General features: G+C 35.0%; 23 protein-coding genes, 1 tRNA gene and 1 pseudogene. 12 read left to right on the forward strand and 13 right to left on the reverse strand.

Annotation, left to right across the window (positions count from 1 at the left end; all coding sequences use genetic code 11):
• Positions 1-12: 12 nt before the first annotated feature.
• From ACYH9I_RS08905 to ACYH9I_RS08920, 4 genes are all read right to left on the reverse strand, one after another.
• On the reverse strand, positions 13-1,647 hold the full coding sequence (locus ACYH9I_RS08905; RefSeq protein WP_483560405.1) for a hypothetical protein: 1,635 nt from the start codon (positions 1,645-1,647) through the stop codon (positions 13-15).
• Positions 1,648-1,916: 269 nt separating this feature from the next.
• Positions 1,917-3,563, reverse strand: a complete 1,647-nt coding sequence (gene groL, locus ACYH9I_RS08910; protein ID WP_483560406.1) for a chaperonin GroEL — start codon at positions 3,561-3,563, stop codon at positions 1,917-1,919.
• A gap of 52 nt (positions 3,564-3,615) precedes the next feature.
• Positions 3,616-3,909 carry a co-chaperone GroES gene (locus ACYH9I_RS08915; protein ID WP_034915350.1) on the reverse strand — a complete coding sequence of 98 codons (294 nt, stop codon included), beginning with the start codon at positions 3,907-3,909 and terminating at the stop codon, positions 3,616-3,618.
• A 144-nt stretch (positions 3,910-4,053) separates the two neighbouring features.
• Positions 4,054-4,491: an FxsA family protein gene (locus tag ACYH9I_RS08920; RefSeq protein ID WP_483560407.1), complete on the reverse strand. Its 438-nt coding sequence runs from the start codon at positions 4,489-4,491 to the stop codon at positions 4,054-4,056.
• Between the two features lie 159 nt (positions 4,492-4,650).
• On the opposite strand from ACYH9I_RS08920, the gene ACYH9I_RS08925 reads away from it, so the two are divergent.
• The 8 genes from ACYH9I_RS08925 to ACYH9I_RS08960 all read left to right on the forward strand — a co-directional run bounded on the left by ACYH9I_RS08925 (position 4,651) and on the right by ACYH9I_RS08960 (position 12,537).
• A tRNA-Phe gene (locus tag ACYH9I_RS08925) sits at positions 4,651-4,726 on the forward strand.
• Between the two features lie 630 nt (positions 4,727-5,356).
• Positions 5,357-5,632: a type II toxin-antitoxin system TacA family antitoxin gene (locus ACYH9I_RS08930; protein WP_065561594.1), complete on the forward strand. Its 276-nt coding sequence runs from the start codon at positions 5,357-5,359 to the stop codon at positions 5,630-5,632.
• The gene (locus tag ACYH9I_RS08935) at positions 5,629-6,099 is read left to right on the forward strand and encodes a GNAT family N-acetyltransferase (protein ID WP_483560428.1); all 471 of its coding nucleotides are present in this window, start codon (positions 5,629-5,631) and stop codon (positions 6,097-6,099) included. Before ACYH9I_RS08930 ends, ACYH9I_RS08935 begins: the two co-directional genes overlap by 4 nt.
• A gap of 745 nt (positions 6,100-6,844) precedes the next feature.
• The gene (locus ACYH9I_RS08940; RefSeq protein WP_483560408.1) at positions 6,845-8,458 is read left to right on the forward strand and encodes an ABC transporter substrate-binding protein; all 1,614 of its coding nucleotides are present in this window, start codon (positions 6,845-6,847) and stop codon (positions 8,456-8,458) included.
• 145 nt (positions 8,459-8,603) lie between these two features.
• The gene (gene dppB / locus ACYH9I_RS08945) at positions 8,604-9,620 is read left to right on the forward strand and encodes a dipeptide ABC transporter permease DppB (protein ID WP_483560409.1); all 1,017 of its coding nucleotides are present in this window, start codon (positions 8,604-8,606) and stop codon (positions 9,618-9,620) included.
• 47 nt (positions 9,621-9,667) lie between these two features.
• Complete coding sequence (gene dppC, locus ACYH9I_RS08950; RefSeq protein ID WP_160402210.1) at positions 9,668-10,558, forward strand: dipeptide ABC transporter permease DppC; 891 nt, start codon at positions 9,668-9,670, stop codon at positions 10,556-10,558.
• Between the two features lie 13 nt (positions 10,559-10,571).
• The gene (gene dppD / locus ACYH9I_RS08955) at positions 10,572-11,549 is read left to right on the forward strand and encodes a dipeptide ABC transporter ATP-binding protein (RefSeq protein WP_483560410.1); all 978 of its coding nucleotides are present in this window, start codon (positions 10,572-10,574) and stop codon (positions 11,547-11,549) included.
• Entirely contained in the window at positions 11,539-12,537 is a 999-nt protein-coding gene (locus ACYH9I_RS08960) for a peptide ABC transporter ATP-binding protein (protein WP_483560411.1), read from the forward strand. Before dppD ends, ACYH9I_RS08960 begins: the two co-directional genes overlap by 11 nt.
• A gap of 328 nt (positions 12,538-12,865) precedes the next feature.
• On the opposite strand, the pseudogene ACYH9I_RS08965 reads toward ACYH9I_RS08960, so the two are convergent.
• Positions 12,866-13,135: pseudogene (locus ACYH9I_RS08965) on the reverse strand (RtcB family protein); the annotation flags it as partial.
• A 392-nt stretch (positions 13,136-13,527) separates the two neighbouring features.
• Positions 13,528-13,791, reverse strand: a complete 264-nt coding sequence (locus tag ACYH9I_RS08970; protein ID WP_091348136.1) for a TM2 domain-containing protein — start codon at positions 13,789-13,791, stop codon at positions 13,528-13,530.
• Between the two features lie 606 nt (positions 13,792-14,397).
• Here ACYH9I_RS08970 and ACYH9I_RS08975 point away from each other — a divergent pair.
• Complete coding sequence (locus tag ACYH9I_RS08975) at positions 14,398-14,598, forward strand: hypothetical protein (protein ID WP_483560412.1); 201 nt, start codon at positions 14,398-14,400, stop codon at positions 14,596-14,598.
• A 46-nt stretch (positions 14,599-14,644) separates the two neighbouring features.
• Complete coding sequence (locus tag ACYH9I_RS08980) at positions 14,645-14,926, forward strand: hypothetical protein (protein WP_483560413.1); 282 nt, start codon at positions 14,645-14,647, stop codon at positions 14,924-14,926.
• A gap of 29 nt (positions 14,927-14,955) precedes the next feature.
• Here ACYH9I_RS08980 and ACYH9I_RS08985 read toward each other — a convergent pair whose 3' ends face one another.
• The gene (locus tag ACYH9I_RS08985) at positions 14,956-15,291 is read right to left on the reverse strand and encodes a winged helix-turn-helix transcriptional regulator (protein WP_483560414.1); all 336 of its coding nucleotides are present in this window, start codon (positions 15,289-15,291) and stop codon (positions 14,956-14,958) included.
• A gap of 140 nt (positions 15,292-15,431) precedes the next feature.
• On the opposite strand from ACYH9I_RS08985, the gene ACYH9I_RS08990 reads away from it, so the two are divergent.
• Together ACYH9I_RS08990 and ACYH9I_RS08995 are read left to right on the forward strand one after the other, a co-directional pair.
• Positions 15,432-16,067 (forward strand): NAD(P)-dependent oxidoreductase, encoded by a 636-nt coding sequence (locus ACYH9I_RS08990; RefSeq protein ID WP_483560415.1) that lies wholly within the window; start codon positions 15,432-15,434, stop codon positions 16,065-16,067.
• A gap of 230 nt (positions 16,068-16,297) precedes the next feature.
• On the forward strand, positions 16,298-17,017 hold the full coding sequence (locus tag ACYH9I_RS08995; RefSeq protein WP_483560416.1) for a hypothetical protein: 720 nt from the start codon (positions 16,298-16,300) through the stop codon (positions 17,015-17,017).
• A 76-nt stretch (positions 17,018-17,093) separates the two neighbouring features.
• On the opposite strand, the gene ACYH9I_RS09000 is transcribed toward ACYH9I_RS08995, so the two are convergent.
• The 6 genes from ACYH9I_RS09000 to ACYH9I_RS09025 form a co-directional block, all read right to left on the reverse strand.
• A complete protein-coding gene (locus ACYH9I_RS09000; protein ID WP_483560417.1) occupies positions 17,094-17,933 on the reverse strand; it encodes a PRD domain-containing protein in 840 nt (279 codons plus the stop codon).
• A 5-nt stretch (positions 17,934-17,938) separates the two neighbouring features.
• A complete protein-coding gene (locus ACYH9I_RS09005; RefSeq protein ID WP_483560418.1) occupies positions 17,939-19,360 on the reverse strand; it encodes a glycoside hydrolase family 1 protein in 1,422 nt (473 codons plus the stop codon).
• Positions 19,350-21,254 (reverse strand): beta-glucoside-specific PTS transporter subunit IIABC, encoded by a 1,905-nt coding sequence (locus tag ACYH9I_RS09010; RefSeq protein ID WP_483560419.1) that lies wholly within the window; start codon positions 21,252-21,254, stop codon positions 19,350-19,352. The genes ACYH9I_RS09005 and ACYH9I_RS09010 overlap by 11 nt, the downstream gene beginning before the upstream one ends.
• A 375-nt stretch (positions 21,255-21,629) precedes the next feature.
• Complete coding sequence (locus ACYH9I_RS09015) at positions 21,630-22,052, reverse strand: four helix bundle protein (RefSeq protein ID WP_483560420.1); 423 nt, start codon at positions 22,050-22,052, stop codon at positions 21,630-21,632.
• Positions 22,053-22,296: 244 nt separating this feature from the next.
• Positions 22,297-23,934, reverse strand: coding sequence for a hypothetical protein (locus ACYH9I_RS09020; protein ID WP_483560421.1), 1,638 nt, complete (start codon positions 23,932-23,934; stop codon positions 22,297-22,299).
• Between the two features lie 448 nt (positions 23,935-24,382).
• The coding region (locus ACYH9I_RS09025; RefSeq protein WP_483560429.1) for an IS3 family transposase at positions 24,383-24,478 on the reverse strand (96 nt) is incomplete at its 5' end.

The following is a 24,478-nucleotide window of genomic DNA, read 5'->3' on the forward strand; positions in this document are numbered from 1 at the left end:
GCAATTCCTTTATTACAGTTTAAAGGGTGAGGTTGTACCACTGGTGCTTTCTTTTTTAGTTTCATATTTTTCTGATAAAACATCGCCTGTCACCGCAATAAACTCCCTCGTATCGCTTTGAACATCTTTAGACATTTTTTCAATTTCTTCTAAATTCGCGCGCATTGTTTCTAGTGCTGAACGAGTGATTTCAGTCGCTTCTTTTTGGGTATCACCAAATTCTGCTAGGTTTTGTAACATAGCTTCTAAATCGTTATTAATTTCATCATGCCCAGTTGCAATTCGGATTGCTTCATTTTTTGCAATATCATTTGTAACTCGAGTCATTTCGGCTAAAGTATTACCAGCCATTGATTGTGCTTCATTAATCGCCGCTGAGTTAACGGCAGTTACCACAACACTAAGTTGTGAAGCCACCGATGCAATACCTCTTGAATGCATTGCTCTTGCACTTTCAACTTGTTTTTTCGTTGCTGCTTGCATATTGCGAATTTTGATGGCTTCTGTTGTTAATTCGCCATAGGTCTGCATGGTATCAACTGTTGCTGTTGACACTGTGTCGATATGTTCATCTAAATTGCGTCTAGCCTCATCAAGCTTCATTGACTCTAACAGATTATCACCAACATCTTTATTTTCAAGCTCTTGTCTACGTTCCCTATGTACTTTTTCAACTTTTTTAGTAGCTTCGTTCATAATGGCATAAATTTGTATCATATTGCCATTATTGTCACTAAGCCCTTCAATTTGTTTAACCATTTTTTCCAGATGATTACGAATCGCACCAAAACGTTCTTTACCTTGATTAACAAATTTTAACGCTGATTCAACCATATCTGCTTGGCGCAATGTATGCTGTTCTGAAGTTAAATTCAGCAACTCTTTTAATTTTTCAACATCCAGTGATTCCGTACGTTGCTCATGGCGTTGTGTAATTTCTGTTTGGATATCATTTAACACTTTATTCTTATTTTGGATTTGTTCTCTTAACTGAGTGATTTTTTCTTCATTAAGATCAATTTTTTCTTTTGATAAAGCTTTAATTTTCCCAAAACCAAAGAATGTTTTATCTTGCTGCAATAAAACTATTTCTTTTTGTAGTCCTGATATTTGTTTTTCTATATTTGTAATTTCGCCTTGCACATTGGCCTTTTGCGCAGCTTTTTCTTCATCCCACTCTTGATCGGCTTTGATTTGAGCTAAAGCATTTCGAGTTTCACCATTTTGGCGTAAGTTATACAGTGCATCAGTAAGCTCGGTAAGGGGTTTTATTTTTTCAATAAAGTCATTAAGATCATTATTAAAATCCGCATAAACTCTTTGTAACTCAGCAAATACTTCGGTATCAGTCATCTCGATACGTTGCTTAGACATCTCTTCTGAAATGGATTGCAAATATTCTTTAAATGTATCAAATTCTTGAATTTTGGCTCGATCAGCCTCTTTATTATCAGTAAATTCTAAAATGTGAGTGACTTCTTCTACTTTTTGTTCAAGAGAAAGACTATCTGAAAAAATAACTTTAAAAAAAGTATTTTCTTTAATTTTATCAAGCGGATTTTCTACTTTAGCTGCTTTTTGTCGCTGTCTAACCGAATAATCGCTCTGTTCAGTAGTGGCTACTTTTTTTCTTGAAGATACACTCATTATTTCTTTCCTTATTATATTATTTGTTTCTATATTTACTGATTATTTACCGACTTTAAATCCTATTTCAAATAAAAAGGATAAATCGTGAATTACTAATTTATTCTTACAAAAAGATAAGTTTCATCTTTTCATGATGTTATTATCTATTCAACATTTTATTTTGACAAGTGAAAACAGCTATTAATGCTAGAAAAGAATTTATAAAAAAACCACTCGCATAACCGAGTGGTTTATATTGAAATGTATCTGTTGTACTGACGCGGAAATTACATCATTCCACCCATACCGCCCATGCCACCCATACTACCAGCGGCACCTAAATCAGCTTTATCATCTTTAGGTAAATCAGTTACCATACATTCAGTTGTAATCATAAGGCCTGCAACTGATGCAGCATATTGTAATGCACTACGAGTAACTTTAGTTGGATCTAAAATACCCATTGCAATCATATCGCCATATTCTTCAGTAGCAGCATTATAACCATAGTTACCTTTACCGCCTTTAACAGCGTTAACAACAACTGATGCTTCTTCACCACAGTTAGTTACGATTTGACGTAATGGTGCTTCCATTGCACGTAATGCAACTTTAATACCTACGTTTTGATCTTCGTTAGCACCTTTAAGGCCTAAAATTGCTGATGCTGCACGAACTAAAGCAACACCACCACCAGCAACCACACCTTCTTCAACAGCAGCACGAGTTGCATGTAAAGCATCTTCTACGCGTGCTTTTTTCTCTTTCATTTCAACTTCAGTGGCAGCACCAACTTTAATTACAGCAACACCGCCAGCAAGTTTTGCAACGCGTTCTTGAAGTTTTTCTTTATCATAGTCAGAAGTTGATTCTTCGATTTGTTTACGAATTTGTTCAACACGAGCTGAAATCAAAGACTCTTCACCCACACCATCAATAATAGTGGTGTTGTCTTTATTAATAACAACACGTTTTGCTTGACCTAAATCTTCAAGTGTTGCTTTTTCAAGTTCTAAACCGATTTCTTCTGAAATCACAGTACCAGCAGTTAAAATTGCAATATCTTGTAACATTGCTTTACGACGATCACCAAAACCAGGCGCTTTCACAGCAGCAACTTTAACAATACCACGCATAGTGTTAACCACTAACGTTGCAAGCGCTTCACCTTCAACATCTTCAGCAATAATTAATAGTGACTTACCTGCTTTAGCAACAGCTTCTAGCACTGGTAATAATTCGCGGATATTAGATACTTTTTTATCAGCTAATAAAATATATGGGTTGTCTAATTCAACTGTTGCCGTTTCTGGTTTGTTGATGAAATATGGAGATAAGTAACCTCGGTCAAACTGCATACCTTCAACAACATCAAGCTCATCTTGTAAACCAGTGCCATCTTCAACAGTGATAACACCTTCTTTACCAACTTTTTCCATTGCTTGAGCAATCAAAGTACCAACAGTCTCATCAGAGTTAGCTGAAATAGTACCTACTTGAGCAATCGCTTTAGAATCAGCACAAGGTGAAGATAATTTTTTAAGCTCTTCAACAGCAGCAACAACTGCTTTATCGATACCACGTTTTAAATCCATTGGATTCATACCGGCCGCAACCGCTTTTAAGCCTTCATTAACAATTGCTTGAGCAAGTACAGTCGCAGTAGTTGTACCGTCACCCGCTGCATCATTTGCTTTAGATGCAACTTCTTTAACCATTTGCGCACCCATGTTTTCGAATTTATCTTCTAATTCGATTTCACGCGCAACAGAAACGCCATCTTTAGTAATAGTTGGCGCACCAAATGATTTATCTAATACTACATTACGCCCTTTTGGACCTAAAGTTACTTTAACTGCATCAGCTAATACATTAACGCCTTTAAGCATTTTAACGCGAGCGTCATTACCAAACTTTACATCTTTAGCTGCCATTTTCGTCTTTCTCCTAAATTCTGTATATAAGTTAAACTATTTACTAATTATATTATGCTTGAACAATGGCTAGAATATCGCTTTCTGACAAGATAAGCACTTCTTCATTATCGATTTTTTCTGTTTTAACGCCATACCCTTCATTAAAAATTACGATATCGCCAACTTTAACATCTAACGGCTGAACTTGGCCATTTTCTAAAATGCGACCATTACCCACAGCTAAAACCTCACCACGTGTTGATTTACCTGCTGCTGAACCAGTTAACACAATACCGCCAGCTGATTTTGATTCTACTTCTTTGCGTTTAATGATCACACGATCATGCAATGGACGAATTTTCATTAGTTATCTCCTAGCACTAATTTTTAAATAGATAATTATTAAAGATAAATCATAAAATTACGATTTTATAATATTGTTCACTTTACATGGGGATTATTTCAAACTCTTCAAGAGGATAAAATAAAAAATTTTTTAATTGACTATTTATTCATCATCCTTATGTTTAAACTCGCCCTCAATAATATCATTATTTTGGTAAAGTGTTTGAGACGATACAAATCTCGATTTAATCGGCATTTTTCGCACAATAAACTTCACAATATGTTCTTGAACGTTAGGTATTAACAGCAAAGCACCTAAAATATCGGTCAAAAAACCCGGAATAAACAATAAAAAACCAGCGAAAAGCAACGCAACACTTTTAATGATTTCGTCTTTAGGACTTTGTTGATTTGCTATTTTTTGCTGCATAATACTAAGATTTTTCAAACCTTGAGTCTTGACTAATGAAAAACCAAGAATTGACGTTGCAATAATACAAATTAAAGCAAGAAAAACCCCAATTGTATTTGCAACTGCAATGAAAAAACTAACCTCACAATAAACGTAAATAAAAAAAATAATAAAACCAATAAATCGCATATAACAATTCCTATAAGCATAAAGACATATTATTAGAAACTAGCTATTAATATGAAGGTGATTAGCTATTTTTCAATCAAACAATATATTTTTTTTAAAATATATTACAAAAAGGATTGACTGATAATCACGAATCGTGTTTAATGTGCATCCATTGTTGCCCGGATAGCTCAGTCGGTAGAGCAGGGGATTGAAAATCCCCGTGTCCGTGGTTCGATTCCGCGTCCGGGCACCAATCACCAAATTCTAAGACCTGCTTCTAGCAGGTTTTTTTATGTCTGAAGCCTTTTCAGATAAGCCTTTCACCTTGTTTCACTACTCAACTGAATTCAACTGGAATTACCCCAAATCAAGAGGAAAATCGGATACAAACCCGGATACATTTGGTTCGATAATGGCGTGTATCCATAAAATGGCTTTAAAGCCTTTGTTTGCAAGGGTTATAGAGAATTGCTTGTGAAATTCAAGTTTCTTTATTTAATTAGCGTTGAGGTTATTATTCCGCTTTATGATATCAATTATCAAATTTTAAGATTTGATAATGATGTGTATCCATAATATGGATTTAACGTTTTTTTTAAAAGATAATTATTTGTTTTTCTTGTATGTGGAATTTTTTTCATCTATATATTCTTTACAAGGGGCGGTAAAAATGTTTCTTGTTGGAACATATGTGTAAATACCCCAAACTTAGTACAAGATTCAAGTAGAAAACCATGCTGCTTGTTTTAGTGTTTTATACTCACTGGCATTTATGCTATTTAATTATTTCTTTGATTTTTAAACACCATTTCACTTGTATATCAATTTGATATACAATATATACCACAGTACTTTCATACTAAATTAAAAAACGGCAATTAAAATGAGAACTGAAACCAAAGAATCGCCTATTAATATTAGAGCTAAGGCATCCCAAAAAGAATTGATTGATATTGCGGCTCATTTACTATCTAAATCACGAACTGATTTTATTTTAGAAGCGGCCTGCTCAAAGGCTGAAGATGTTTTGCTTGATCAGCGTCTTTTTTTAATCGACGATGAACAGATAAATGCCTTCAATCATGCAATAGAAGCCTCTTTTGATAGTAATGAAAAAATACAAGCTTTATTGTCTCGGAAGTCACCATGGGAAAAATAGAAGCGCCGCACTTATTGAATGAACATCATGATTTTACATCATTTGATTGTGAAGAGTTGTCTTTGAATGAGTGGTTGAAGAAAAAATCCTTAAAAAATCAAAAAAGTGGTGCTTTCCGTACATTTGTGATTTGTGACAATAACAAAGTAATCGGCTTTTATTGTTTATCAACTGGAAGTATCCAACATCGACAACTAACATTGAGTAGATTTAAGCGCAATATGCCCGATCCTATTCCGGTTATTATCTTAGGCCGTTTAGCTATTGATAAAAATTACAAAGCAAAAGGATTAGGTGCGGCATTATTAAAAGATGCTATATTACGCTCGAAAGAAGTCTCTAAACAAGTTGGTTCTAGAGCACTATTGGAACATAGCTTAACAGATGAAGCCAATGCGTTTTATATTAAATTTGGATTTGTTGATTCAGGAATTCAGGAAAGAACAATGCTAATCTCTTTATGGTAATAAAATTGAGCTTAATTATACATTTTAAAAGTAGCTCAATTTAGGGATACAAATACGGGTATATTTTTCATCTAAATTTTTTAAATCCAGTAACCACAAGGCTTAAACCCGTATCCGAGCCCCAATCACCAAATTCTAAGACCTGCATTTAACTGTTTTTTTATGCCTAAATCCTTTTCAGATAAGCTTTTCTTCTTGTTTTACTCCTCAACTGTGTTCAACTGAAATTAAACTAAATCCAGTAATAAGTTAATTTTACATCATTAATTTAATGATTATTTTATTTACAATAATTATAATACATTCTATAAAAATCAATTATTAAGAAACAAACTCTATAATAAATTTAGAACTATATAAATTGAACAAAATACAAAGAACATATTTATATGCTCTTTTTTAGTATTACCTTTAATGTGAATTAAAAATGGCACTATTTTTGCATGTTATATCTGTTACACAGCACTTGACTTCCGTTATGCTCGTGTTAGAAATTATTTTAATCAAAAATGGAATGTTATTGTAAATTGCTAGGCAATATCATAATTTTAATTATGGTGCATTTTTGCACCATATTAGTGCGATAGATAGCGAAAATATAAATAAAGTAAAAGTTAATTGATGTAAAAATCAAAATTGGCACATTTTACTCAATCTGTATTTAAAAAATATTATAAATATGATGATATTAACTTTGGTTAAGTATTACAAAATAGGTTTACAGTTCAATAATTGAGGTGATTTTATGAGGAATCTAAGGAAATATAAACGTAAATTTTTGTTGGGCGCAGGGCTAATAACAATGCTTGCTAGTGCACAACTTCATGCTGCAGGAACGTTAGTTTATTGTGCAGAGGCTTCACCTGAAACATTTAGTCCACAGTTAGTGACCAGCGGTATTTCAATGGATGCGAGTGCAGTTCCTGTTTTTAACCGTTTGGTGGAATTTAAATTAGGTACTACCGAAATTGAACCTGCTTTAGCGAAATCTTGGGATATCAGCCAAGATGGTTTAACTTATACTTTCCATTTACGCGATGATGTTAAGTGGCATAGCAATAAAGAGTTCAAACCAACCCGAAACTTAAATGCTGATGATGTTATTTTTACATTTATGCGACAAAAGGATAATAATCATCCTTATCACAACGTTTCAGGTGGGCAATATGAATACTTTGAAAGCATGGGATTTCCAGATTTAATCAAAGAAATTAAAAAGATTGATGACTATACTGTCGTATTTGAATTAAACCATCCAGAAGCCCCTTTTTTAGCCGATTTAGCAATGTCATTTGCTTCTATTTTATCAGCCGAATATGCCGATGTGATGCTTAAAAATGGCACACCCGAAAAAGTTGATTTAGTCCCCGTTGGTACTGGTCCGTTTACTTTTGTTCAATACCAAAAAGATTCAAGAATTCTTTATAAAGCAAATCCCGATTATTTTGGCCCTAAAGCCCAGCTTGATCGTTTAGTGTTTTCAATTACACCAGATCCTGCAATTCGTTATGCCAAGTTACAAAAAGGAGAATGTCATGCAATGCCATATCCAAATGTAGCAGATATTGAGCGAATGAAATCAGACAATAATATTGTTGTTAAAGAAATGGCTGGGGTTAATATTGGCTATTTAGCCTACAATATGGATAAGCCACCACTTGATAAGTTGCAAGTTCGTCAAGCATTAAATATGGCCGTGAACAAAGATGCGATTATAAAAGCTGTTTTTCAAGGTGCGGCTGAACCGGCTAAAAACTTTATTCCACCATCTATGTGGGGTTATAACGATGAAGTAAAAGATTATCCTTATGATCCAGTGCAAGCAAAAGAGTTATTAAAATCAGTAGGATTAGAAAACGGATTTACTCTCAACTTATGGGCAATGCCAGTACAACGTCCATATAACCCAAATGCACGCCGTATGGCTGAAATGATCCAAGCTGATTGGGCTAAAATTGGTGTAACAGCTAAAATTGTGAGTTATGAATGGGGAGAATATCTATCTCGTATTCGTGCTGGTGAACATGATGCAGTGTTAATGGGATGGTCGGGGGATAATGGTGATCCTGATAACTTTTATTCTGTTTTGATGAGTTGTGATGCGGTTAAAGCAGGTTCAAACTATTCACACTGGTGCTATAAACCATTTGATGATTTATTACAGCAAGCTCGTGTTGAGTCAAATCACGAAAAAAGAGTGGAGCTATATAAACAAGCGCAAGTTGAGATGCATGAGCAAACACCTGCATTAATGATTGCACATTCAATGATTTATTTGCCGATACGTAAAGAGGTTAAAGGCTATATTATGGCTCCTTTAGCATTACATAATTTTAACCAAGTTACGCTTGAAAAATAGTATTCCTTGCGATTAACCACCCAGGTGTGGTTAATCACTACGTTGGGTTTTGCTAAATTTAGAGCTATAAATCCATTTTAATAACAAAAAAAATTTTATCTATTTTATAAACGATAGTTTAGAAGCAATATTTAAGAGCCACTACATGTTTCAATTTATTTTAAAACGGTTAGGTGTACTTATTCCGACTTTTATTAGTATTACACTGCTGACTTTTATTTTCGTTCACCTTATTCCGGGTGATCCCATTACGGTCCTTGCAGGAGAGCGAGGCTTAACCCCTGAGCGCCATGCTGAATTAATGACTCAACTGGGTTTAGATAAACCACTGTATCAACAATATTTTCAATATATTATAAACATGCTTCATGGCGATTTAGGCATCTCTTTTAAAAGCCAAATTCCGGTATGGGATGAATTTGTACCCCGCTTTAAAGCCACCTTTGAGCTTGGATTTTGCGCGATGTTGTTTGCAATTAGTTTTGGGATCCCAATCGGCGTGCTTGCCGCTGTAAAACGCGGTTCAATATTTGATCATACAGCAATAGGTTTGTCTTTAACGGGTTATTCCATGCCAATTTTTTGGTGGGGAATGATGCTCATTACGTTAGTTTCTGTGCATTTAAATTTAACTCCAGTATCAGGTCGTGTTAGCGATATGCTTTTCTTAGATGAAAGTAAACCTTTAACCGGATTTATGTTAGTTGATACTTTATTATGGGGTGAAACAGAAGATTTTATCGATGCCGTTACTCACTTAATTTTACCGTCCATTGTATTAGGTACCATTCCATTAGCGGTCATTGTCCGCATGACCCGTTCTTCTATGTTAGAAGTGTTGAGTGAAGATTATATCCGAACTGCACGAGCTAAAGGCGTTAGTCGAATGCGAATCATCCTTATTCATGCATTACGCAATGCGATGATACCTGTGGTGACAGTCATCGGTTTACAAGTTGGTACAATGCTTGCTGGTGCAATATTGACCGAAACCGTCTTTTCATGGCCGGGAATTGGTCGTTGGTTAATTGAATCGCTGCAACGTCGAGATTATCCCGTAGTGCAAAGTGGCGTTTTAATTGTTGCGGTCATGATTATTTTGGTAAATTTATTAGTTGATGTGTTGTACGGCGTTATCAATCCGCGTATTAGACATAAATAAGAGTGTGTTTACAGATGAATAAACAGGTTATTACTGAATCAACCAATATGAGGGACACCAGTTTGGTTGAACCTAAACCATTAACGCCTATGCGTGAGTTCTGGTTTTATTTTTCAAAAAATAAAGGTGCTGTCGTTGGATTAGTCTTTATTATTATTGTTGTATTACTCGCTATTTTTGCTAATTTTGTTGCACCGCATTCTCCTTCTGAACAGTTTAGAGATGCCTTATTAGCGCCACCGGTTTGGATGAAAGATGGCAGTTGGCAATTTATTTTAGGGACTGATGATGTGGGGCGGGATATTTTATCTAGACTCATTTATGGGGCGCGTTTATCTTTATTAGTGGGTTGCTTAGTCGTTATTATCTCATTGATTTTAGGAATTTCAGTGGGATTGATTGCCGGTTATGTAGGGGGTTTTTTAGATAATATAATTATGCGTGCTGTCGATATCATGCTTGCTTTACCCAGCTTATTACTTGCACTTGTTTTAGTTGCGATATTTGGTCCATCTATTATTAATGCTTCAATGGCATTAGCTTTTGTTGCATTACCACATTATGTCCGTTTAACCCGTAGCGCAACGATTGCTGAAATTAATAAAGATTATGTCATTGCCTCACGAGTTGCTGGAGCAGGAGCCTTACGGCAAATGTTTATAAATATACTGCCAAACTGTTTGGCACCATTAATTGTGCAAGCTTCATTAGGATTTTCTAATGCGATTTTAGACATGGCTGCATTAGGTTTTTTAGGCATGGGTGCACAGCCGCCGACACCAGAATGGGGAACCATGCTTGCTGACGTATTGCAATTTGCACAATCTGCATGGTGGGTAGTTACCTTTCCTGGTTTAGTCATTTTAATGACCGTGTTAGCTTTCAACTTAATGGGAGACGGTTTGCGAGATGCGCTTGATCCTAAATTGAAGCAGTAATGGAGATACAGTTATGGCACTATTAGAAGTAAAAGAATTATCTGTTCAATTTGGTGGATTTAAAGCGGTAGATCACATTAGTTATGACGTTGAACAAGGACAAGTTGTTGGCATTGTGGGGGAATCAGGTTCAGGAAAGTCAGTAAGTTCTCTCGCTATTATGGGGTTAATTGACTTTCCAGGTAAAGTCAATGCCAATGCATTACATTTTGATGGTAAAGACCTGCAACAGCTCTCAACTAAAATGCGTCGTAAAATTGTCGGTGCAGATGTGGCAATGATCTTTCAAGATCCGATGACAAGCTTAAACCCATGTTTTACCGTAGGTTATCAAATCATTGAAACCTTGAAAATTCACCAAGGTGGCAGTAAAAAAGCACTCAAAGCAAGAGCGATTGAATTGCTTAAATTAGTGGGTATTGCTGATGCGGAAAATCGATTAAACGTTTATCCGCATCAATTATCTGGTGGTATGAGCCAACGCGTCATGATCGCAATAGCAATTGCATGTAACCCTAAACTATTAATTGCTGATGAACCAACAACCGCACTGGATGTCACAATTCAAGGACAAATTATCGAATTATTGCTTGAGTTACAACGCAAAAATAATATGGCATTAGTTTTGATTACGCATGATTTAGCGTTAGTTTCTGAAGCAGCGCAAAAAATTATTGTCATGTATGCCGGACAAGTCGTTGAAATAGGTGATGCTGAAATTATCTTTAAAAAGCCATTACACCCTTACACGCAAGCATTATTACGCTCGCTGCCTGAATTTACGCAAGATAAAGAGCGGTTAGCATCGTTAGCGGGTGTTGTACCTGGGAAATATGATCGACCAATGGGCTGTTTACTCAATCCGCGTTGTCCTTATGCTACTGAACGTTGTTATACCCAAGAGCCAGCATTATTTAGCTACAGTGAAACTAGAAAAGTAAAATGTCATTATCCATTATCGAGCGAAGGGATACCACAATATGAACAATAATATGGAAAATAAACAATTACTGCTTGATGCCCGAAATTTAACAAAGTATTACCATGTTAAAACTGGTTTTTTTTCTGAAGCTAAACAAGTTAAAGCTGTTGATGGTGTATCTTTTACATTAGGTAAAGGTAAAACACTTGCAATTGTTGGTGAATCAGGCTGTGGTAAATCTTCATTGGCAAGATTATTGACCATGATCGAAAAACCCACATCGGGAGAACTTTATTTTAAAGATCAGAATCTGTTAGATGATGATCTGCAAGCTCAAAAATTGCGTCGCCAAAAGATCCAAATCGTTTTCCAAAATCCATACTCATCACTCAATCCACGCAAAAAAATCGGTTCCATATTAGAAGAACCTCTAATTATCAATACGGATTTAACCGCAAATGATCGTAAAGCAAAAGTGCTATCAATGATGCAAAAAGTTGGCTTGAAAGAAGAGTTTTATAATCGTTATCCCCACATGTTTTCAGGAGGGCAACGGCAACGTATTGCTATCGCAAGAGGTTTAATGCTTGATCCTGAAATAGTGGTTGCCGATGAACCTGTTTCGGCATTAGATGTTTCTGTGCGTGCACAAGTGCTAAATTTGATGATGGATCTACAGCAAGAACTTGGTTTATCTTATGTTTTTATTTCTCATGATCTTTCCGTTGTTGAGCATATTGCTGATGAAGTAATGGTGATGTATTTAGGCCGTTGCGTTGAACAAGGACGGAAAGATGAAATCTATCATAACCCTAAGCACCCGTATACGCAGGCACTATTATCAGCAACACCACGATTAAATCCAGATCTTAGGCGAGATAGAATTAAATTAGACGGCGAGTTACCAAGCCCTCTTAACCCTCCTTTGGGTTGTGCTTTTCATGCTCGATGCCGTTTGGCATTTCCACGTTGTACAATTGAACAACCGCAGCTGATTAATTATAACGAACATAAAATTGCTTGTTTTTGTATAGAGGAAAAAAATAATAATGAATAATAAAGGTGACAGTTAATTCTATCACTAAATTCTATAATAAACCTACTTATTGTATTTCTCTTGTTTGCAATAGGAATTGTCGATTGTTATATATGAATGCTAAATTGGTTAAAAGGAAAAAAACATTGTCTCAAACTTATTGGGTTAATAATGCCGAGAGCTGGATGAGTAAAACAAACTCAATCTTTAAAGCTTTTTATTGCGCAATTTATTCCAAACTCAATATCTAGTGATATTACAACATAAACAAAATACAATGCTAAAAATTTGGAATAGCAATTAATTATAAAAACAGCCCAAACTAACAAATCTTGGGCTGTTTGCTTGATCACGCTTTAAACGTGATCCAAGGTTTAAGTTTTACCACTGACTTAATTAAATCAGCATTTTCTTGCGATTCGATTACAGGTGTGATCGGTTTATAAGCCGCAGGGGCTTCTTCACGTAGACGTTCCTCTTTTAAGGTAATACATTGCCATGGCAAATTAACCTTATCAGTCACCACTTTTTTGCTACGCATTGATTGCCGTCTTTCAGCTCTACCCGCACCATGCGAGCAAGACCATAACCAATCTGAATTCCCTTTACCAACCGCCACATTGTACTAAATTTGGGATATTTACAACTTCTGTAGAATAAAATTTGATATAATTTTAAATCATTATTTGATTAGTCATTCGCAATTTATTGAAGATTTTTTTAATTGATGCTACTTACTAGCATTTAAGGTTGATTTAATAAAATTAATGAACAGGGAAAATGCAAGAATAATGATTGTAGGTAAAAGTTGAAATTTCAATTAAATTAAAATTTCAACTTTTAGGAAGAAAGCTATAATTCAATTAGGTTTACTTCTTTAAAAAGAAGTCTCCTCTCAATAATTGTTATAACTACTTCAGTTTGCTTACTATTAAAGATAAAATCAGGATTAATAAAATAATCTTTTAATTTTGTCGTTTTAGTAATTATATCGTCCTTAAAACTTCAAAATTAAGGCATATTAGCCATCTTAGGTGATTTTAGTATTCTAACTAAATCAATTATCCACCAGATGAAAAGCCCTAAAAATATAAAAATACCGATAAAAAAAACAAAAGTCAAAAACGCTAATAGTGTTAATATAAGCATTAAAATACCTGTACCAACTTTACCTAAATACATTCTATAAATACCAAATGTGCCGAAAAAAAACCACAATAAAAGAGTTACAACAACTGAACGGTTACTTCCTACAAAATCAGAATTGGTTTCCATAAAAACTCCTTACTTTAAATAATAAAAGATAATTCAAATAAATATAATATTTATAATAATTAAAAACTTATTGATTATTAAACAGATAATGTAAAAAAATAACTACATAACAATTTAATTTTCAATGATTGCTGTAACAGTTAATACACATGAAAAAAATATTGGATTTTAACGTGCTTAACCTCTACTTTACTGTTTTCCTACAACTTTTCTCTTTAGAAAAGAGTGCGACATTATATACAACCGATACTTTATTGTAAACTATCAATGCTTTGTTTTAATTTAGAAATTTAAATCATAACAATGGAAATACAGCAAGTTATATTAATCCCATGTAAATCTAAACAAGACTTATATAGTTAACACCTAAAACCAATATGTTTTTATCCCGTCCAATTGAAGTGTTATGTACACATATCGGATTGAATTTTTTTACATAAAATGATCTTGTTACTAGTCAAAAGAAATTGGTTAAATTAGGCTATAAAATTATGCATTCTAATTCATTGTCAATCACAAATTTGGTATAAGATGTAATATCAATCATTTATTTTTTGCAATAATATAAAATAATTGAAATGATGATTTTAAAAGGAAAAAATAAAGGTGCCATACAGATTTTTATGCTGTTCACTGCTTATTTTAGGTTTTTCAACATATGCATTAGCGACCGAAACAAATAATACAATTGAAGCACAATTTAAAGCGGCTTTATTATGCAAGGTTGCTCCGATTGATGGTCGTGATGCAAAAGTGGTTAAACAACTTAACCAACAAAACATTACCGTAAAAAAACTTAGAAGATGATGGGCTGATTAATTTAGAGTATCACTTTGCCAAACCGCTGGAAATAATGAATACGACTGTATCACAAATTAAATACCAAGGTGATAGTGGTTCATACTTTTATGCGATTGCTAAAGGTGATATAGATACATTTGCCAAAGCAATGGGGGCAATCCCAATCCCAGCCTATTTAAAAGAAGAAATGTCTTGGGGTGATATTGGTCAATATTATCGATATACAGCCCCAATCACAGAAGAAAATCATTTTCCGAGTATCATGCTTATCGGTCGTGACAAAAATGCCAAATCAGATGAGTTTTATTTTGGCTGTGAAGCATTTGACGGCTAATTATGATTGATTGACGGATGAGGAAAAGATTACTCATCCGCTTTTAATTTGTTGTAAGCCTTTCCCCACGCTAACATGGCATCATGCACTTGTTTTAGACTTTGTCCAACCTCGGTTAATGTATATTCAACTCTTGGCGGAACCTCGGCATACACTTTGCGAGTTAATAATCCATTTTTTTCCATAGCACGCAGGTGCTGAGTTAAGACTTTTTGCGATATGCCGGTCAGCGATTTTTTTAGTTCACCAAAGCGCTTGGTTCCTGTAAGCAGGTCTCGCACAATTAAGACTTTCCACTTATCGCCCATTAACATTAATGTTATTTCAACAGGACAAACGGGGGTTTCTTCATTTAATTTAATCATTAATGCTTAAAATTCAACAATAGTTTCAAAAAAGATACTATAGCACTATTTGGTACCTACTTTACAGTAGAAACGTTAAAGACTAATCTAAAACCATTCTTATATCATATTAATCATTAAACGCTTGAAAGGAGCAAAGTATGAAAATTGCAGTCATTGGTGCGAGTGGTAAAACAGGGCAACTTTTAGTAAAAGAGGCGATTTCACGAGGACATGACGTTACCGCAATAGTGCGTAAAGCGAGTCAACAGCTCGATCCAAAAGCAACCGTGATGATTAAAGATCTGTTTGAATTAACCTATACTGATTTAAAACCCTTTGATGTGATTATCGATGCATTTGGTACTTGGGCACTGGAATCACTGCCGTTACATCAAACCAGTTTAAAGCATTTAACCGATATATTAATCGGTAAAACAAATCGCCTATTAGTGGTTGGGGGAGCAGGCAGTTTATATGTTAATCCTCAGCATTCACTGCGTTTGGTTGATTCACCTGATTTTCCTGAGGCATTTAAACCATTAGCCACCAATATGGCCAAAGCACTTGATGCGCTTAGAACGTGCGATGATGTGCAATGGACTTATTTAAGCCCAGCCATTGAGTTTAACGCTGACGGGGAAAGAACTGGTCATTATATCTTGGGTGGTGAAGAGGTGTTATTTAACAGCCAACGAAAAAGCCAAATCAGTTATGCCGATTATGCAATTGCCATGATTGATGAGGCAGAAAAAGCTAAGCATATTAAGCAACGTTTTACCGTTGCAACTGAATAAGGTTGCTAAAATCAAGCTTACTTGGACAAAAAATAAGCGCCAATTTTCATAATAATGAACACGATATCCCGATACATTTTTCAACACGTTTTAAGGATAATTGTTTTAGGAACGAGTTGAAGTTGACTTGGGATAGTTTCATCTAACAGCAACATTCGAACCAAGAGATATAATACATACCATATTTTACTTTATTACTTTGATAAAAATAATTATTAAAAGGAAATAAAATGGAAAAAATAAGCGAACTACTTAACTATTTAGGTACATGTGATTTACATAAGAAAAGCAAAAATAGTATTGCCTTAAAAAGTCAACTAGAAAAATATTCAGATATCTTAATAAGAATAGGTTTAGGGCTATATGCATTTATATTTATATTAGCGTTATTCTACAAATTTATTTATCCTTTAGAAGAGCTGAAATTATTTGTATTATATTTAGAGATTATTCCACTATTCAGCTTAATTTTTGGAATGCTGCTTCAAATAATTCCAGCAATACTTCATCTTAAGAACTTCACAAAAGAGTCTCAAAATCAGCTTATAAAAACTGTAAAAAAAAATGATGAAATAATAAAAACACTCAGTAATTATGATAAAAAAACTTTAGAAGATTCAAAAGATCATATTCAGCTAAAAATCAATAGCAATAAATCGAAAAATAGTCTTTGTGTTGGACAAAATGTTACTATTATATTTTTATTTGGTTTTTTCTATTCTTATGATAAAAAAACATTAGATCTTTTAACTATTTTTTCAAAAATATTTGGTCAAAATTATAGTTTTGGGGATTTCTTATCATGGGCACTATTTTCTCTTATATTAGGTTTTTATTTGGGAGCATTTAGTTTATCAATAGAAAATAAACGGCTTAACTACTATATTGATTTAATTAATATGGCATTAAAGCGTCAAGAACATAATTACACTATTAGCGAATATAAATAGCAATAAAGCCGAGAGATTTTCGCTATTTTGAAGTATGTGATTATACTTAAGATAGATTAATTTGACTTGATTGTATTTAGTGCACAATACGAATAATATGCAATATCAAATAAAGAATTTCTTCATTCGATATCGTGATATTAAGCTGATTAATTAAATATTTTTTGATAGCATGAGCACATTTAAACTCATCTGGATATTGCTCAATTACTTGTCGAAAAATAAAATCATTATCAGAATGTAGCTGTTGTTGTTCAAAAATACGCTGAATAAAAAACTGCATATGAGTTAAAAAACGTGAATAGTTTAATGACTGCTTGTTTATTTCAATTGCAAAATTAAATTGAATAATATTGAAAATATCTTTCAAGATTTTAACGGATAATAAAGTATTTTGCATAGTTTGTTGATGTGATTGCCCATTAACTAAATGAAAAGCTATATTGCCCGCTTCTTCCTCTGGTAAAGCGATATTGAGCTGCTCATTGATATAGGTTATTCCATACTCTGCAACTTTAAACTCATTTGGATAAAAACTTTTTACTTCATGTAGTAGCCGATTTTGAATAATCACTCCTGAATAATACCGTTCAATAGCGTAACTAAGATGATCCAACAAGGTAAAAAAGAGCGTTTCTCTAAAGTTTGTGTTTAATGTTTTACTTGCGTAGTCTAACAAAAATCTTGTTAACTCAATATAATCATCAGGTAGTGACTCAATTAATTTAAGATAACCTTGAATTCCTGTTATTTGTTGCAAAACAAAACATTTTTCGATCCAATCAGAGGAGATATAATCTCCTACCTTAGCATTAAATCCGATCCCCTTTCCCATCAAGATCACTTCATTATTATCGCTATTTTTCGATAATACGAGGCTATTATTTAAAATTTTATCCACTCTAAATGTGATCATAAGCATTACATCAATTTATCTAACCGACCGTTAGCATTAATTAATTGTTGATACCAGTAATAACTTTTTTTCTTGATACGTTTCAGATCTTTTAAATCAAATTCACCACGATTAACATAAATAAATCCATAACGCTTACCATAACCTTGGTGAGTACTGACCACATCGATCACTGACCATGGGCAATAACCGATTAGTTCAACTCCATCAGTAATAGCTAATTGCATCTGAGTAACGTGTTTACTAATGAAATCAATACGATAATCATCGTTAACGGTATTATCTGCATTAAGTTGATCTGGGGCGCCAATACCATTTTCGGTAATTAAAATTGGTAAATTATAGCGCTCATAAACTTTCCTTAAAGTTAAACGTAGACCGATAGGATCAATTACCCACCCATAAGCAGTTTTATCAACAAAAGGATTATCCGCTGCTCGATACACTCCTTGTTCACCAAGCATAATTTGCTGATCTCCTGCTCTTGCAGATATATCGGTAGCATTCCCTTTACTAGCTGCAATCGTCGCAGTTGAATAATAATTTATAGCAATAAAATCAGGCTGTGCATTTTTTAATACAACCAGATCCTCATCCAAAATGGTTGGACAGATCCCTCTATCATTTAAATAACTTAAAAATAAAGCATTATAGCGACCTAAAACAGCAATATCGAGAAAGCTCCAACAACGGATGGTTTCCCAATTATGAGCAGCAATTGCATCTTCAGGTCGGCAAGTTTCTGCATACATTGAGGTAATATTTAATGCTGGCCCAATTTTCGCATTTGGACAAAGATTATGGCATAACTGCATAGCCCTAGCTTGAGCAATAAACATATGGTGGCTCTGTTGATAGAGAGTCTTCTTACTTGGTAATTTGCCATTTTCTGGAACACCAATTGCTCCCGGATGAAGGATCATGGTATTTTGTTCATTGATCGTTAACCAATAGTTAACTTTCTCACCAAAATTTTGGAACAAAACCTCAGCATATCGCACAAAAGCATCAATGGTTGAGCGTTCACTCCATCCACCTTGTTTCTCCAATTTATATGGTAAGTCAAAATGATATAGAGTTACTATAGGTTCAATACCATAACGATTAAGTTCATCAATGAGATGATGATAAAAAGCTAACCCTTCAGGATTAACTTCACCAACGCCGTCAGGAATAATACGTGTCCAAGCAATCGAAAAACGATAGGCCTTTAAGCCTAGCTCAGCAAAAAGTCGTACATCTTCTTTATAATGATGATAATGATCGCTTGCGACCTTAAAGTCCGATACGTCTTGAGGATGACAATACATATCAACAATTGATGGCGATTTGCCATCTTCATCCCATGCTCCTTCGAACTGATAAGCAGACGTTGAACCACCCCATAAAAAACCTTTCGGAAAAGGTTTTAAAGTTTTATAAATCATGATTATTCCCTTGGTTTGACTTTTTCACTATCAACAGATCTTCACCTATTGTTACCATCGTTTTTTTAAGATTTTCGACAATATAACTATCAGAATGTAGGATAATTACTGGTGTAGTAGTCATATAACCTGCTTTATCAATGGCTTCTAGATCAAATTCAATTAACTCATCACCTACATTAATCCTCTGACCTTGTACCACTTTATTAGTAAAAAATTGACCACCCAACTTAACGGTATCCAGCCCTACATGGATCAAAATTTCAATACCTTGATCGCTTTTTATACCGATGGCATGTTTTGATTCAAGCAAACTTATAACTTCACCGCTAATTGGTGCAATAACTTTACCTTGACTAGGTTCAATGGCAATACCATCGCCAATCAAATTCTGTGAAAAAACATCATCTTTTACTTCTGATAATGGAATCACTTTTCCAGCTAAAGGACTACTTAAGGTAACATCGCTAAAATCAAGAGCAACAGAACTATTAGAGGATGGTAAATTTTCCCCTGCATCAATAGTAGTTGCAGAATCATTCTCATCAAGAGGATCATCAAATCCCATAAACCATGTCAATATAAATGTTACCACCAACGCAATAAAACAAGTCACTAAAGCATGGACAATATTCATCGGGTTATCACCAATAAATGCAGGTAAACCAGCCAATCCAGGTGATACAAAAGCATAACGTAGCAAACCTGACATGCCGGCATAAATTCCTGCAATACCACCACCAATCATTGAAGCAATTAATGGTCGTTTTAGTTTTAACGTTACTCCGTACAATGACGGTTCGGTAATACCAAGTAATGCTGTAAAACCAGAAGAATACCCAAGCTGTTTTAAATTTTTATTTTTGGTTTTGATTGCTACACACAATGTAGCCGCACCTTGAGCTATATTAGATGCTAACATACCAGGGCCATTAATCATTTCAGAACCATTACGATTTAACTGTCCAGTTGCAATTGGTGTCATTGCCCACGCTGTACCTGTGATAATTAAAAATGGTTGTAATCCGCCCATTAACATCGGAATTAACCAGCTAGCTTTACGATTAATATAACCTGCACCTTGCGCAACTAAATCATTTAGTAAGATACCAAATGGCCCGATAACCACTAATGCCAATGGTCCAGCTATCAATAAAATAAGCATCGGTTTGATAAAAAATTTTACCATCGATGGAGTAAATTTCTCGGCAAATTTCTCAATGTAAGACATCGCCCATACAGTAATAATGATTGGTAATACTGAACCAGCATAATCTGCCAATTTAACAGGGATCCCAATAAAAGTAACGTCTTGGCTTAATGCCATTAGCTTTCCTAGGTTTGGGTGTAATAGTGCCCCAGCAATAGTCATAGCTAAAATAGGATTACATGCAAATTTACTTGCAGCGCCATAAGCTAATAAAATAGGCATAAAGAAAAATGCCGCATCAGCCAGCATATCTAACAAATAATAGGTATGACTATCTGGGGATAATACACCTATTAACTTACAAATAGCCAATAATGCTTTAATCATCCCTGCGCCAGTTAAAGCAGGGATTACTGGTGTAAATGAAGTAGAAATGATGCTGATAATATATGAAAATATCCCCTCTTTTTTCTTTGCTCTCAGAGTACCACGATCTTTATTAGATACATTCTGACTAATGGCTTGATACACTTGTTGCACCTCATTACCAATCACAACTTGGAACTGACCACCACTATCAACAACACTAATAACACCAGTTAATTTAGTAATTGCGTCACTATCAACGATGCTTTTATCAAATAGATCAAATCGCAAGCGAGTCGCGCAATGAGTCAAGGAATTAACATTATCTTTTCCCCCAACTAACTCTAAAATTTGTTTACCTAAATGTTGATAATCCATATATACACTCACTTTTAAAAGACCAAAAAAAAAGGACCAAAACAAAAATCTACTTATCGAAATAAGTTTTTGTTCTGGTCCTGCCTGAATTAAATCAGTAACATGCCTTAATTGAGTTGATGGTATATATAACTTATATTTTTTTCAAGTTGTAATACGAAAAATGTGATCTACATCTTACTTTTATGTAACTTGTATAATCACATAAATATGGACAAATTAACTTCGAATAAAGAATTTTAGCTGAACATCTAAAGCTAAAAATGTTATAAAACTAGTTAAAATTAAACGAATTAATCAAGGTTATAAACACAAGTATACTTTAAGCTCAAACATTCGAAGTATTACCCTTCAATGTAAGTTTAGGTATCTATTTTAACTCAAATCCTCATCATTCACCTGCGCCATAAACCAATGTTGCCAACCAGTGGTCTGTTTTTGGATGTTGTCGATGGATTGGTTGAATGAAGCAAAAGCACCGTGTGATATCATTTTCCAGCCTACACACAATAACCCTTTAATAACATCTAACGAGGCGCGAATATGTTGCAACTGTTTTATGGCGGATTGACATTCTTTTGTGTTATCTCGGTCAACTATATTAGATAATACTGCAAAGCGAATTGCCTCAGTTAGCTCGGTCAATATCGCTTCACCGGTGGTAAATTTAAAGGATTTAGGTAAGTGGCAATGCGTTTGCCAATAGCATTGGTATAATGACACTAAATCATTAAATATTTTGGGTTGAACAAAAGCTGATTGAGTAGGGTTAGTTAATTTAATGTATCGGATTTTCACTTAATGCTAATTTTTGTTCTATTTCCATTACATGACCCTGTTTATTTAATTTTACCCTTGAGCCACCGCCAGCCACGCTTTTAGCGTTGGCGGCGGGAGGGCTGCGCGATTGTGGCTTCGCCGCAACAGCGCAACCCTAAGGGAAAATGCCCAACTTACGCGGGGGCTTTATTCTTTATTAGATTGTCCTCTATTTGCACCATCCCCCCCCGAGGCCCAAGGATTAAGAACTAAAAAATAAAAGCTAAGGTGTGGTACAAACAGCATAGTAGCTGTAGCTGGCAAGGAAGTAGCTGACGCCGCCGCCGCTCGAGCTGACATAGAAGCCATTGCTACCTGACGTGTCGCTTGTCCAGTAAACGTCGTTGACGAAGCCCACATCAGCGTAGTTGCGCGCACTGCCCCACTCCGTGAAAAACTCAGAACCTATTCGACGCTGGTAACGATTATCAAATGAGGTTGGTAAGGCGCCATTTATGCCATTTCGACATGGGAAAGCAGGAGTCGCACCACACATCGCGTTAGTTAAATCCTTGATCTGTGGCAAACGATAACCCAAACTTCTACACCAAGTGGATTGGTTAGACAAGGTATCCCGTTTGTTACCCCGATGGACAAACCACTTCTGTAACACAAATCCATACCTCACCTCATGACCTCGACCATCCCTACCGACCAACTCAAACCTCTGTGGCAAAGATAGTACACTAAAAGGACTAGGACTATTTGAACTTATCTGAGCGCTATCAGCCCTAGGACCACTTAACGTTACCCGTGTTACATAACTAGATTTATCAGTAATCCAATTATCGGCTCGGATAGTACTTCCAAATGGGTCTGTGAATGTCCCTGTTAACGGCTTTATCCAACTCACCGTTGCCCTTATACTACCATTCGTGACAACAGACCACGTCAACTGACTTCCATCAGCTCCACCTATGTCCAAATCAAAATACAACCCATCAGCACCTGTTGTAGGAAAATTTTGGTCATAAGATGATGAACTTATTGACTGAGTTAAAAAACCCTTTGTACTAGACCATATGTTAAATGGGCCGGCGTAATCGAGGTGGCCATAACGAAGATTCGGCCTTGCGTGACAAACAACAGGACCAGTAACACCATACGGATTGATATAATATGTCACCGTCTGACCATTAAAACTGGCTCTATTTGGAACCCCGTACTCTGTTTGTAAATAACCATCAGTACTACTTAAGGTTACCCTATAAGGAGCCTTACATATATCCAATGCATCACTACGATTAACAGTATTGCCATCCTTATCCGTAAACGATACCGATATAATCCCAGTGGTCGTTACTCCATTAGCTCCCTGTCCATCTCCATCATCATCTCCCCAATAATTATATCTAGTGATTAAATCACTTAAATCCACTGAATTCACTGATGATGGAATTACCATATCTATATCTCCCAAAGTACTTCCTGCATAAGGTAATCTGATTGGATCTGTAGCACTTGATGGATTAGTTGACGGTGTGTACCTTGTACCATCCCGCAACTTAATAAACAATAAACTATCCGTTGAAGTTGCCCTTGTTTGACCACCGTCGAACGTTAAATATGGCGCACTACCCTCAATATACCTTGATGTAGACGCCGTTAATGCCATAGAACACTGTGTATATGGCAACAAAAACAATGGCACGAAGAACAACAATGATTTAGTTAATCTAAATAATCTAAGTAAGTTTGATAATTTAGATAGAAAAAATAAGCACCTCGACCTCGCCAAGCGCGATGGGCTTGATAACTTCGGTGATGAAAATAAGAACAGTGTCTGATTTAGACTACGGTGAAATTGAAAAAGATTTAGGGCATAGGTTTGGCAGGCCAGATGCCAGATGCCAGATGCCATGCATGGTAGCGCATTTCGATAATCCTGTCAAGTAATTTATTGTTTTATTTTAATTTTTATAATTATCCGCTCAACTAATGAGCTTTTCCTTGCTTTGGAAGCGCTCAAATTATAACCGATTGATTAATAATGCGCTAGTTTTTTGTTAAATATTTGTAAAGTTTTGCTAAGTTGATAAGGTTGAGCTTTTGGTGGCATGTTTTGGGGAATGGTTTTGGTGGTGTTTTTGAATAAAAACCACCAAATAAAAACTTTAATAAAATCAATACCTTTTCTGACTGATTTTTGAGCGGAAAATCAAGCCTTTTTTTTGTTTTGGTGAATAGAATAAATTAGGTGCGCAGGTTTCGGACGTTTTGACCTTGGGTGGATAAAATAGCTACAGTGACCACGTCCGAGTTAGGGAATTAAAGCGAATGAACTGCACCCCAAAAGTTGTACAAAAAAACTAAGCTGCTGGAAAATAATACTCCCGATATTGAACAGGACTCTTTTTGTCCAAGCTTAATTTAATTCTTCTATGATTATAATAATGGATATATTC

The sequence above is a fragment of the Gilliamella sp. X-23 genome (assembly GCF_057063545.1).